The 12,678-nt window shown below is 34.8% G+C and carries 10 protein-coding genes; 6 read left to right on the top strand and 4 right to left on the bottom strand.

Going from position 1 to position 12,678, the window contains the following annotated elements; genetic code table 11:
* Positions 1-11 precede the first annotated feature (11 nt).
* Positions 12-1,373 carry a PQQ-dependent sugar dehydrogenase gene (locus MKS83_RS00285; protein WP_240581453.1) on the top strand — a complete coding sequence of 454 codons (1,362 nt, stop codon included), beginning with the start codon at positions 12-14 and terminating at the stop codon, positions 1,371-1,373.
* Positions 1,374-1,449: 76 nt separating this feature from the next.
* Here the strand turns inward: MKS83_RS00285 and hemN are convergent, their stop codons facing one another.
* The 4 genes from hemN to MKS83_RS00265 all read right to left on the bottom strand — a co-directional run bounded on the left by hemN (position 1,450) and on the right by MKS83_RS00265 (position 6,551).
* Positions 1,450-2,808, bottom strand: coding sequence for an oxygen-independent coproporphyrinogen III oxidase (gene hemN / locus MKS83_RS00280; RefSeq protein WP_240581452.1), 1,359 nt, complete (start codon positions 2,806-2,808; stop codon positions 1,450-1,452).
* Positions 2,809-2,896: 88 nt separating this feature from the next.
* A complete protein-coding gene (locus MKS83_RS00275; RefSeq protein WP_240581451.1) occupies positions 2,897-3,808 on the bottom strand; it encodes a sialate O-acetylesterase in 912 nt (303 codons plus the stop codon).
* Positions 3,809-3,963: 155 nt separating this feature from the next.
* Positions 3,964-4,974 (bottom strand): WD40/YVTN/BNR-like repeat-containing protein, encoded by a 1,011-nt coding sequence (locus tag MKS83_RS00270; protein ID WP_240581450.1) that lies wholly within the window; start codon positions 4,972-4,974, stop codon positions 3,964-3,966.
* Positions 4,975-5,030: 56 nt separating this feature from the next.
* On the bottom strand, positions 5,031-6,551 hold the full coding sequence (locus MKS83_RS00265) for an APC family permease (RefSeq protein ID WP_240581449.1): 1,521 nt from the start codon (positions 6,549-6,551) through the stop codon (positions 5,031-5,033).
* A 165-nt stretch (positions 6,552-6,716) separates the two neighbouring features.
* Here MKS83_RS00265 and pnuC point away from each other — a divergent pair, with 165 nt between their 5' ends.
* The 5 genes from pnuC (at position 6,717) to MKS83_RS00240 (ending at position 12,671) form a co-directional block, all read left to right on the top strand.
* Positions 6,717-7,397, top strand: a complete 681-nt coding sequence (gene pnuC / locus MKS83_RS00260; RefSeq protein ID WP_240581448.1) for a nicotinamide riboside transporter PnuC — start codon at positions 6,717-6,719, stop codon at positions 7,395-7,397.
* Entirely contained in the window at positions 7,394-7,996 is a 603-nt protein-coding gene (locus MKS83_RS00255) for a hypothetical protein (RefSeq protein ID WP_240581447.1), read from the top strand. The genes pnuC and MKS83_RS00255 overlap by 4 nt, the downstream gene beginning before the upstream one ends.
* Positions 7,997-8,088: 92 nt before the next feature.
* Positions 8,089-8,856 carry a diaminopimelate epimerase gene (dapF, locus tag MKS83_RS00250; protein WP_240581446.1) on the top strand — a complete coding sequence of 256 codons (768 nt, stop codon included), beginning with the start codon at positions 8,089-8,091 and terminating at the stop codon, positions 8,854-8,856.
* A 30-nt stretch (positions 8,857-8,886) separates the two neighbouring features.
* Entirely contained in the window at positions 8,887-9,912 is a 1,026-nt protein-coding gene (gene mltG, locus MKS83_RS00245) for an endolytic transglycosylase MltG (RefSeq protein WP_240581445.1), read from the top strand.
* A 167-nt stretch (positions 9,913-10,079) separates the two neighbouring features.
* On the top strand, positions 10,080-12,671 hold the full coding sequence (locus tag MKS83_RS00240; RefSeq protein WP_240581444.1) for a TonB-dependent receptor domain-containing protein: 2,592 nt from the start codon (positions 10,080-10,082) through the stop codon (positions 12,669-12,671).
* Positions 12,672-12,678 lie beyond the last annotated feature (7 nt).

Raw genomic sequence — 12,678 nt, 5'->3', positions numbered from 1 at the left:
ATCAAAATATTATGAAAAATTTACTTTTTTGCACAAGTATTTTTTCTTCTCTCGTTATTAATGCCCAAAACATTAATATAGAAGAATTTGCCACGGGATTTACAGCTCCCGTCGAAATTGTACATGCGAACGACAGCAGAATGTTTGTTGTTCAGCAAAATGGAATCATAAAAATTCTCCAGTCAAACGGAAGTACTAACACTACCAATTTCCTGAATATCAGTTCAAAAATAACCTATGGCGGAGAAAGAGGACTTTTGGGCCTTGCTTTCCACCCGCAATATGCTACAAACGGCTATTTTTTTGTGTATTACAATGATACTAACGGAAATATTACCGTAGCCAGATATACCCGCAGCTCAAATCCTGATGTTGCTGATCCAGCTACAGAAAAAATTATCCTGAATCTTCCCAAACCATTCGATAATCATAATGGAGGGAGCATTCATTTCGCACCCGATGGATATTTATGGATCGTAACCGGAGACGGTGGAAGCGGTGGAGACCCCAATAATAATGCTCAAAATAAAAATTCGCTGCTGGGAAAACTCCTCAGACTTGATATTAATTCTACAGGACCTTACAATATACCACCAAACAATCCTTTTGTTGGCATAGATGGGGCAGATGAAGTCTGGGCTTACGGATTGCGTAATGCCTGGAAATTTAATTTTGACACTACTTCAGGAAATGTAATGATTGCGGATGTAGGCCAAGGTCAGATTGAAGAAATTAACCGACAGCCAATTTCTCAAGCCGGTCTTAATTACGGCTGGAGATGCTATGAAGGGAATACTCCTTACAATACAACGGGCTGTCCAAGTACTTCAACGCTGACTTTTCCCGTGGCTGCTTACAATCACACCGGAGGAAAATGTTCAATTACCGGAGGATATATTTACAGAGGCACCCAATATCCGACCTTACAGGGAAGGTATATCTTTGCCGATTACTGCTCTACCCAGCTCGGAATTTTAAATCCGGACGATTCCATAACCTGGACTTCTGCATTCTCCGGAAATAATTTTTCAACATTTGGAATCAACAATCAGAATGAATTATTTGTAGCTGCCGTTAATAATGGAAAAATATTTAAAATTACTTCAGGAACACTGGCTACACAGGAAAATACTCTTTCTCCGCAAATAAAAATTTATCCCAATCCCGCTGCAAAAAGAGTTTTTATTGATGGTGCAAAAGGCAAAGATATTTCTGTTGAAATTTTCAGTGCTGATGGAAAAATTGTCTTAGAGTCTCAAAAAATAGGAAACGATGGAAGTATTGATATTTCAGGAATTCCTGCCGGAGTCTATTTCATCAATCTGAATTCAGAAAATTTAAAATATTACAGTCAAAAATTAATTATTCAATAAAATATATTCAAAAGTCTATAAAAAAATCCAGCCAATAAACGGTTGGATTTTTTTCAATATAAAGATATTTCAATTTTTAAATTGTCATGGAAAAAATTCTTGTTTCCGGCTTGTTTCTCATCATTCTCAAATCAAAAACCATGGCTACATTTCTGGTAAATGCTCTTCCTTTTTCTGTTATTTTAATCTGATGATCATGAATTTCAACCAATTCATCATTCTCCATTTCCTTTAGCATTTCAAAAGCATTGTCTAATTCAGGGAAAGAATTATTGAGATCAAAAGTTGTTTCAAGCTGACACATTAAATTCAAAATATGTCTTCTTACAATAAGGTCTTCTTCGTTCAGGATATGCCCTTTTACTACAGGAATTTTTCCTTCTTCCACTATTTTCTGATATTCCTCTACCGTTTTCACATTCTGTGCAAAAGCATACCATGAATCTGAAATCGCTGACATTCCCAAACCAACCATCAATTGAGTTTTGCTTGAGGTATACCCCATGAAGTTTCTGTGCAGCTTTTTCTGAAGTAAAGATTGATACAAATCATCATGTTCCAAAGAAAAATGATCCATTCCCACTTCGATGTAACCTAATTCTTCCAGTAGTTTTTTACCATCTTCATACAGACGGCGCTTTTCTTCACCACTCGGAAGATCATTTTCATCAAATCCTCTTTGTCCAACTCCTTTCACCCATGGAACGTGTGCATAAGAGTAAAATGCCAAACGATCCGGTTTCAGTTCCATTGTCTTACGGATTGTATTTTCCATGGCTTCCCAAGTTTGATGCGGAAGTCCGAATACCAGATCATGACTTATTCCTCTGTAGCCAATCTCTTTAGCCCATTCCGTTACTTCTTTTACCTTTTCGAAAGACTGTATCCTGTTGATGGCCTTCTGAACTTTAGGATCATAATCCTGAACTCCAAAACTCACTCTTCTGAAACCTAAATCATAAAGTGTCTGCAAATGTTTTTTGGTAGTATTGTTTGGATGTCCTTCAAAAGAAAACTCAGGATGTTCTGCGATTTCAACCGTTTCAAAAATCCCTTCCAATAAGGTTTTCAAATTTTCCGGTGAAAAGAAAGTCGGTGTTCCTCCCCCTAAATGAAGTTCTTTTAATTTTGGTTTCTCATCAAAAAGCTGAAGGTACAGCCGCCATTCTTTCAATACGCTTTCCAGATACGGAATTTCAACACTGTGTTGTTTTGTAATACGTTTATGGCATGCACAAAATGTACACAGCGCCTCGCAGAAAGGCAGGTGAATATAAATAGAAATTCCCTCTTCTGCATTGGTTTCCTTAAAAGTCCTGATTACACTTTCTGTCCATTTTTCAGATGAAAAACTACCTTCATCCCAGTAAGGAACGGTAGGATAAGAAGTATAACGAGGTCCGGGAATATTGTATTTATCTATTAAAGAATTCATTTCAGATTTAATTTTAAATCGAATTTCAATTTGAAATTTCTTACTGCAAAATTAAGTATATCTTATGAATATTTAATCATGAAATATATTAGGGTCTTTTTTCGGAATTTATAATGAGTCTAAATACCTCTTCGGCAAATTTTTGCCCCATATCAATATACCCCGCACTGTTGTAATGCCATGGATCGTCACCATAACCGTAGTTTTTAGTTGAACGGACAATTGCTGTATTCCTGTCATCTCTTACAAATTTCTCCTGAGCATATTGTACGAGCTCTCCCATTTTCCATACTTTTCCTGATTTATCTTTCCCTGAGTCTGATATTTTTCCGATCACGACAGGAAGATCACCCGTTAGCATCGCTGCTCTCATTTGATTCATTAATGTCTTTAAATGATCATAATACCGATTCGCAATGGCTTCATCATAACTGGCATCACCTTCACCCTGCATCCAAAGAATTCCTGACGGAATCACCTGATCTTTTTTACCGTCTTTATCAATATCTGTTTCCGCTAAAGCATTTTTTACTGTTTTTAAAAAGTTATCATACTGGTTCAATCCGTTTTTTCCGTTAAAATCTGCATCCCAACACCCAAAAGGTCCGGCAGCAAGACTGTCGATAGAAGTTCCCTCTCTCGCATATTTTATTAAAGCAATTTTATCTTTGGGGAATAATTCCTTGATCTTTTTTGCAAAAGACATCTCTAACCCAAACCTGTCGGAAAGTGTATTTACTGTTCCGTCTGTCTTAAAGCCTGTTCCATTTCCGGGTTTTAAAATATCCCATTTACCTGTTCCACCATTCAAATCAGCATCAGGAACAGAATTTCCCTGAAAAATGTAAACATCTTTAAAGTTTCTCAGATCATTTGGTAAATCTTTATTAAAACCAAAACCATTCATATTTGATTGTCCGGCCAAAATGAAAACCCTTATTTTCTGAGTGTAAAATAGTGTAGGGATCAATAAAAGGAAAAATATCTTTAAATTTTTCATCGACATTTTTTTAAATAAATTTAAGATTGAAGGAAAATTGAACGGACTATATTAAAAAGATACGCTCTATGATAAGGATATCCTGGTCTTCTGATAAAAGACGGCAATTCTGAAACATAAAAGTCTAAATTATATTTTTCCGCAGTATTCATGGATTACAGCTTTAATTTCATTACCGAAATCTTATCCTTCCCTGCAAAAACTATGGTATTCCCATCTATCCATTGGCAAACAAAAAATCCTTTTTCATCAGAAATTTTTTTCCATGTCTTTCCAAAATCTGAAGAATAACTGATATGCTGATCTCCTACCGAAATAATTTCTTTCCCTTTAGAACCGGGCTTAATTTTCACACAAGTTGTATAACCAGCATTTTTTCCTGATGCCTGAACTTGCCATGTTTTTCCGCCGTCATTTGTAGTCGCGATATTATTGATATTGTCTGCTTGTTTTGTATAATCTCCGCCAACTGCAACTCCAAATTTGTCATCATAAAAATCTATTGAATACATTCCCTGAGAAGATTCTCCCTGCACGAATGGAGTATTAAAAATTTCAATGTTTTCATTTTTTAAATTCATTCTCAGAATTCTTGATGCTTTTCCGCCGGTTGCAATCCAAAGATATTTCTTGCTTGAAGCTATATTTGTATTACTTGCGGCAAAAGCAGCCTCCCCTTCATTCAGACTTATATTATTTTTAAAATTACTCCATTTCCCATTTTTAAAAACAGCTAATTTCAGATGATTATCTTTGTCTGCATCACTAAAAGTATAGGCCAATTCATTATTTACAAAATGTAAAGCATCGTAAAAAGCAGTTTTTACTGTATCTCTAAAAATAATTTCAGAGGTTAAGTCCTTTTTATCAATCTTAAAAAACTCAGCCGGACTTTCAATATTAATGGTGTAAAAAGAATTCTTATCCTGCGCCAGAGTTCTGAACTGCAATTTTTTTTCAGATAATTTAATCTGCTTTTGATTTTGGGGATTGTATACATCTACAAAACCGAATTTAGAATCTGTTCCGGTATACCAGACTTTGTTATCATACACTTCAAGTGCACGAATACTTATTTTATCATTTAATATAGTTTCTAAACTCACTTGTTGAGAGAATGAAAAGATTCCTAAAAAGGAAAACAGAATGGGAAATACTTTTTTCATAGAAACAAAAATAAAAAATCCACAGAAAAATCTGTGGATTTGTATGGTTTTAAATTTTATAAATCTAAATCAGGTTTTTGTAAAGGTTCCTGTTCTGCTTTGAACGTTTCTCCGTATCCGACTTTATGTAGTTTAGAGTGTCTGATACTGTACGCAAAATAGATAATCACTCCTAGAGCCAGCCATCCTGTTGATAATAATTTCGCTTCATGACTTAGGTTCCAGATCAAATACACATTGATGCAAATTCCTAAGGTTGCAATAACAGGCAATGCAGGAACTTTGAAGTTTCTAGGTAAATTAGGTTCTCTTTTTCTCAAAATCCAAACCGCTACACATACCATAGTAAAGGCAAATAAGGTTCCGAAACTCGTCATATCCGCTAATTTACTGATCGGTGTTAATGAAGCTACTGTAGCAATTACAATTCCTAAAAGCATTAAGCTTTTCGCAGGAGTTTTTCTTACCGGGTGTACATCGCTGAACATTTTAGGAATCAATCCGTCTTTAGACATTCCCAGGAAGATTCTTGACTGTCCCATAATCATTACCATTAATACAGAGATCAAACCTACTGTTGCTGCAATTGTGATAATATATCCAGCCCATCCCTGACCTGCAATTTCAAATGCATAGGCCACCGGAGCTTTAATAGCATCCGGGAATTTCCCTTGAGGGTTAAAGTCTGTATAATGCATCATCCCTGTAAGAACCAATGAAACTAAAATATATAATGCGGTACACACTAAAAGTGAAGCAATAATTGCAAATGGCACATCTTTTTTAGGATTAATCGCTTCTCCAGCTTGTGTGGAAACTGCATCAAATCCTACATAAGCGAAGAATATTGCTGCTGCTCCGGAAATAATCCCCTGAATTCCGTACGCTTCTTTCATGGTTTCACCTTCTTTCACCATGGTAGCTGCAGGAATAAAAGGATTCCAGTTATCAGCATTAATAAAGAAAGCCCCCGCAATAATTACAAATATAACTGCTGAAACCTTCATAAGTACAATAAGGTTATTGGCTTTTGCAGCTTCTTTAGTTCCTTTTATCAATAAGGAAATTACCACCAAAACAATTACAAAAGCAGGTAAATTCATTGAAAAACCTTCTCCTGTATAACTTGCAGGATCTGAAGTAAGATAATCAGGCAGATGAAGGCCAAACATTTTTAACAATTTATTAAAGTATCCGGACCACGAAACCGCTACCGTCATGGATCCCATCGCATACTCCAGGATAAGCCCCCAACCGATAATCCATGCAAAAATTTCACCTACAGTTCCATAAGCATAAGCATAAGCAGAACCTTCTACAGGCAGAATGGAAGCAAATTCAGAATAACACAGAGCTGCGAAAACACACGCAATTCCTGCTATAATAAAGGAAAGTGCCAATGCAGGACCTGCATGATAATAAGCTCCTGTACCCGTTAACACAAAAATTCCGCCCCCAATAATCGCACCGATACCGATAGCCGTAAGACTCCATTTACCAAGTACTCTTTTAAGCTGACTACTTTTAACATCATTCTCAAAAGCACTCATCGGCTTTTTCGTCCAGATTTTTGACATATTTTACTATTTATTAAAGATTTACGAAAATATAAAAAATTTAGAAACCTTAACGTTTATTGACAATTTTTCGTCATTAATTTTAAACAATCAACCTTAAAAAACTGATTACCACTACATTTAAATCATTTCCAACTCTCTTAATTTTTGTTTATTTTTGAACTCATGAATATATATGAACTTTTCATAAAACCCTATGAAAGCTATACTTCTCTCCAGATTTTCCTGGAAGCCTTTGCAACCGTCTTCGGAATCCTGAGTGTATATTTTTCCATCAAAAAGAACATCTGGGTCTATCCTACCGGAATTATTTCCACTTTAATATATGTTTATATTCTTTTCAATTTTGGATTATTGGGAGACTGTATGATTAATGTGTATTATACTGTGATGAGTATTTACGGATGGATATTATGGGCAAAAAATTCTGATGATCATATTCATGTTGAAGTAACCTGGGCATCCAGAAAAGAATGGATATATGGTATTATACTTTTTCTGTTCAGCATAATCCTGGTTACGATCATCTATTATTATAAGCCTTATATAGACAATCATTTTTCCATGAAAGGCACGAATCTTGGTTTATATCATTTAGATTGGGGCAATAAGCTAGACATAGCAACCACTTCCATATTTTTAGTCGGAATGTGGTTTATGGCTAAAAGGCGCATTGAAAACTGGATTTTTTGGATTATAGGAGATTTTATTTGCATCCCTATGATGATTTATAAAGGTCTCGGAATCACTTCGGTTCAATATTTGGTATTTACTATAATGGCTATCTTAGGATACCTCAATTGGAAAAAAAGTTATAAAGAAAAAAAAGTACAATTAAAGTCATGAAAAATTTATTTAAAATAGCATTTGGCATTTTAATGATGAGCAGCCTCACTTCTTGTGCAGTATATTCAGATACTGGATACGGATATGGGGATCCATATTACAATAACGGATATTACTATGCTCCAAGCGGATATTACGGAAGCGGAGGATATTGGGGAAATGACGGATATTATTACCGAAATGATTACACCTATTACTACGACAACGGAATGCCTTATTATTACTACAACTATAATAATTCTAGGAGAAAAGTATATGTAGAGAGAAGAAATACAACTTCACAAAGACCTAACAACGGGTTCAGAGGAGGTGTGAACGATGGTTCTTATAATGGCGGTTACAGACCTAATACCGGAAACAATCAGGGTGGTCAAAGACCTAATAACGGATTTAGAAATCCAGGTAATCAGGGAAATCAAAACCAAAATAACAACCGTCAGGGAGGATTTAGAAATAATTCTTCCAATTCAAACAGCGAATACCGAAATCCTTCTAACAACAGCTCAAATGGTGGCTTCAGAAACAATTCGGGAAATGCGCAGCAGAATAATTCTCAGCAAAACAACAATCCCAACAGAAGTGGTGGAGGATTTAGATAAAACCATTATAAATAAGAAAACGAACAGTTAACACTGTTCGTTTTTTGTATTAATTATAGTAATTTTGCAAGTTCAAATTGAGACAAAAAAATATGGATTTTTATAAATATCAAGGCACTGGAAATGATTTCGTCATGATAGACAACCGTTCCGGAGAATGGAATGATCTTTCAGTGGAAAATATTCAAAAACTTTGCGACCGCCGTTTTGGAATTGGTGCAGACGGACTTATTAAAATTAATGTAGCCGAAGGGTATGATTTTGAAGTGGATTATTACAATTCTGATGGTTCAAAAAGCTTTTGCGGAAACGGCGCCCGCTGTTCTGTGGCCTTTGCATTTTTCCTTGACATCTTTGAAGGAAAATGTAAGTTCATGGCCATCGATGGGGAACATGAAGCAGAAATCCATAATGGGATCGTAAAACTTAAAATGAAGGATGTAGAAACTATTTCCAATGATGGGCAAGATACTGTGATGGATACCGGTTCGCCTCATTATGTAAAATATGTTGAAGATATTATCAATTATAATGTTTTTGCCCACGGAAACGGGATCAGAAATTCTGAAAACTACAAGGAAAAAGGAATCAATGTCAACTTTGTGGAAAAAATTTCTGATGATGAAATTTTCGTAAGAACCTATGAACGAGGCGTTGAGGATGAAACTTACAGTTGCGGAACAGGAGTTACAGCTTCCGCTTTAACTTTTCTTCAAAATAGCAATCTAATCTCTGTAAATGTAAAAACTCTGGGAGGAAATCTTAAGGTTTATGCTGAAAAAAATGGAGATTCTTTTCAGAATATCTGGCTGGAAGGACCCGCAAAACAGGTTTTTAGAGGAAAAGTAGATCTTATTTAAAAACCAAAAAAAACTTTAATCACCATTTAAATGAAAAAAGCAATTCTTTTCATCATCCTGCTTGTATTTGTAGTAGGCGGATTTTTTGGAGTTAGATTTTATAAAAAATATTACGGAAACAATATCAAAAAAGACGGATATGTTTTGATTCCGCACAAAGCGAGTTTCAAACAGATCCTGGATTCTGCAGCAAAATATGTTGATAATCAAGAATCTTTCGAAATCGTGGCAAAAGAAAAAGATTTGGCTCAATATTTTAAGGCAGGTAGATATCACTTTCAAAAAGGACTGGGGAATGCTAACCTGGTAAATATGATCAAGGCCGGAAATCAAAGTGAAAACAGCTTTAGAATTGGTGATTTTGGAGACGTTTATCAGATGATCGGTAAAGTTTCTAAAAAAACAGAATTGGATTCTTTAAAATTTGTGAACGACCTGAATGCTATTGCAACAGAAAAAGGCTACAATAATGCCGAAGATCTGAAAAAGTATTTCTTCATTGATACCTACAACTTTTTCTGGACGGTAACTCCGGAAGAATTTTTCAAAAAATTTGATGATCAATATAATGAATTCTGGAATAGTGAGAGAAAAGGAAAAGAACAACAATCAGGTTTAACGAGAGACCAGATTTATGCTTTAGCTTCAATTGTTTATAAGGAATCCGGAGGTAAAAAAGATGAGCAGAAAACAATTGCTGGATTATATCTCAACCGTTACAGAAAAGGAATGAAACTTCAGTCTGATCCAACGGTAATTTATGCCATCAATAAACAGACCAATTTCAAGGAGCAAATCAAAAGGGTATTCTATAAGCATTTGTCTACTCCATCTCCATATAATACCTATGCCAATAAGGGAATTCCACCGGGACCAATCTGTATCGTTGATAAAAACTCTGTTGATGCTGTTTTAAACGCTGAAAACAACAATTATATTTATATGTGTGCAGATCCATCAAGACCTGGCTATCATAAATTTACCGATAATGCGGAAGAGCATGCCATTAATGCAAAGGCTTATCAGGACTGGCTCAACTCAAATAATATCAAATAAAAAATAAATTTAACTTTATTTTAACTAATCAATAATTAACATTTAGCTTTAAAACGCGACATATACATTATAAATAATAAACAATCTTAATATTATGAAAATTCGGTGTATTTACAATTTCACAATATTAAGGTAAATCTTTCACGATTTTACACAAAAAAAACGTTATGAATCAGACGGAAATCATTAACATTTTCACTAAAAAAACCTTAGGACTTACTTTTGTACTTTCTGCAGCCGCATTTGCTTTTGGACAGGAAAAAGTGGGTATTTCGGGAACTGTTGTCAACAAAAACAACCAGCCTGTACCTTATGCTTCTGTTACCTTTAGCAACAAGACAAGCAAACTTCTCAGCGATGCTGCTCTTACTGATGAAAAAGGTCAGTATAAATTAGATATTACCCCTGGAAACTATGATATTACGGTAGAAGCAATCGATTACAAGAAAAGTGTAATCAATAAACAGATTACTACAGCAGGAAATATCGGCGCCTTATCTATTGAACCGGAAAAAAGTGCTACCAATATAAAAACCGGAGATATTCAAGCAGTTGTAATCACTGCTCAATCTACAAAACCTTATAAAGTTGAACTTGATAAAAGAACTTACGACCCTTCTCAGGATATTGTAAGTAAGGGTGGAAATCTTCAGGATGTACTTTCTAATGTGCCTTCTGTTTCTGTAGATACCGATGGTACAGTTTCCATGAGAGGAAGCTCAAATGTGAAATTCTTAATTAATGGTAAACCTTCTGCATTACTTGGAATTGATGATGGTGCTAATGCTTTACAAAGTATTCCGGCTGATCAGATTGAGAAAATTGAGGTAATTACTAATCCTTCTTCAAAGTTTGAAGCAAGTGGAACTTCTGGTATTCTTAATATTATTCTTAAGAAAAGTAAAAAAGTGGGCTTCAATGGTAGTGTTGTCGGTTCTCTAGGATATTTCCCAAGAACCAGCCTTAATGCGAATTTAAGCTGGAGAAAAAATAAAATGACCTGGTTTTTAAATGGTGGTGGTGGTTACACTGAAAACCAAAATAAAAATGAAACTGAAACTACCTACCATAATATTGTTTTACCTAATAATATAGATCCTACCTCTCCTACTTTTGTTCAGCCTAAGGATATCCCGACTTATCAGTCTCAAGATTCCAAAAATAAAAGCTATAGTAAAAACTATAACGCAACAGCAGGTTTTGTATATGATATTTCAGATAAAACCTCGTTAAATGTTTCTGGTATGGTCAGAACTTTTGAAGGAGACTCTAATGAAAAGCTGAATTCCCTTGATAATTTTTTCAGGTATTCACCAACTGCCAATTCATGGCAGCCACTAACATCTCTAATGCAGAGAAATTCTAATGGGAATAATAATAATTTAGCATTTCAGGGAGATTTTGGTCTCGACCATAAATTTGATGATAAAGGGCAAAACATTTCACTATCATTAAGCTTACAGAGTAACAGAAGTAATAACAATTCTGATATCGCAGAATATTTAGATTCTAATTTCGTACGCGATGATGTTTCAGATAGACACTCTACTAACAAAACCGTTATAGGGAAGATAGATTATGAATTACCAATAGGAGAAAAGTCAAAACTAGAAGCCGGTTATCGTATCGACAATAATAATAATGATTATACAAGTGTTGTAACCAGTACTGTACAGGATCCTGTTATTGGATATTATAACAATTCCACTATGTATCAGGAAATGTTTAATGCATTTTATGTACAATTCAAAAGCAAAATTGGGAACTTCGGATATCAATTGGGGTTAAGAGATGAACAATCCAATATTAAAATAGATTATAAAAACCAAGGCGGTGATCCTCCTATCAATACGACTAAAAATTATAATAATTTATTTCCCAGTATCTATTTAAGCTATGATGTAACTAAAGATAATCAGATATTATTGAATTATTCCCGTAGAATAGACAGACCTCGTTCTTTCTTCATGGTACCTTATTCTAACTACTCAAACAGACAAAATGTCTTTGAGGGGAATATTGATCTTAATCCATCTTATGTAGATTCTTTTGAACTTGGTTATAATATTTCTAAAAGAAAATTTACAGTCAATCCTACGCTTTACTACCGTCATTCAACGGATGATAATAAAATGCTGGTATATAGAAAAGATGAGAGAACTGCAGATTTCTTTACAAAACCAATTAATTTAGGAAATGATAACCGTTATGGTTTAGATTTAAACTTTACATATGATCCTTTTTCGTGGTTAAAATTAATGGGTAACCTAGATGTATTTGGATATAAAACTTCGGGTATTGCTTTTTATAATTTAATAGACAGAAATGGTAATCCAGGTGTTGGAAGTATGGATTTTACAGGAAGCGGAGTATCTACAAGGGCAAGATTGAATGCAACATTTAAAGTCGATAAAACATTCAGTTTCCAACTACAAGGGTTCTACAGAGGGGCACAGAAATCAGCAAATCAGGACACTAAAGATATGTATGCTTTAAATTTGGGTGCTTCCAAAACAATATGGAAAGGCGACGGAACTATTGCTTTCAATATCCAGGATATCTTTAACACAAGAAGTAGAGAAATATATAGCTACAGCAGTGATTATACCCGTAGAAACTATATGCAATGGCAACCAAGACAGTTCTCAATTTCTTTAACTTACAGATTCAAGCAGGGAGAAAAAGTAGAGCAACCAAAACGTAAAAAAGACATCAACTCCAATGCAACCGGAGACGATCAACAGGGAGGACCAATGTAATCCTTCC

Origin of the sequence: Chryseobacterium sp. Y16C (assembly GCF_022488405.1) — a bacterium.
Taxonomy (GTDB): domain Bacteria; phylum Bacteroidota; class Bacteroidia; order Flavobacteriales; family Weeksellaceae; genus Chryseobacterium; species Chryseobacterium geocarposphaerae.
This window is presented reverse-complemented; position numbering and strand designations above follow the sequence as displayed.

Excerpts from the sequence above, each read along its gene's own strand:
- MKS83_RS00285 (WP_240581453.1), top strand. The coding sequence starts at position 12 with ATGAAAAATTTACTTTTTTGCACAAGTATTTTTTCTTCTCTCGTTATT.
- hemN (WP_240581452.1), bottom strand. The coding sequence starts at position 2,808 with ATGAATTCTTTAATAGATAAATACAATATTCCCGGACCTCGTTATACT.
- MKS83_RS00275 (WP_240581451.1), bottom strand. The coding sequence starts at position 3,808 with ATGAAAAATTTAAAGATATTTTTCCTTTTATTGATCCCTACACTATTT.
- MKS83_RS00270 (WP_240581450.1), bottom strand. The coding sequence starts at position 4,974 with ATGAAAAAAGTATTTCCCATTCTGTTTTCCTTTTTAGGAATCTTTTCA.
- MKS83_RS00265 (WP_240581449.1), bottom strand. The coding sequence starts at position 6,551 with ATGTCAAAAATCTGGACGAAAAAGCCGATGAGTGCTTTTGAGAATGAT.
- pnuC (WP_240581448.1), top strand. The coding sequence starts at position 6,717 with ATGAATATATATGAACTTTTCATAAAACCCTATGAAAGCTATACTTCT.
- MKS83_RS00255 (WP_240581447.1), top strand. The coding sequence starts at position 7,394 with ATGAAAAATTTATTTAAAATAGCATTTGGCATTTTAATGATGAGCAGC.
- dapF (WP_240581446.1), top strand. The coding sequence starts at position 8,089 with ATGGATTTTTATAAATATCAAGGCACTGGAAATGATTTCGTCATGATA.
- mltG (WP_240581445.1), top strand. The coding sequence starts at position 8,887 with ATGAAAAAAGCAATTCTTTTCATCATCCTGCTTGTATTTGTAGTAGGC.
- MKS83_RS00240 (WP_240581444.1), top strand. The coding sequence starts at position 10,080 with ATGAATCAGACGGAAATCATTAACATTTTCACTAAAAAAACCTTAGGA.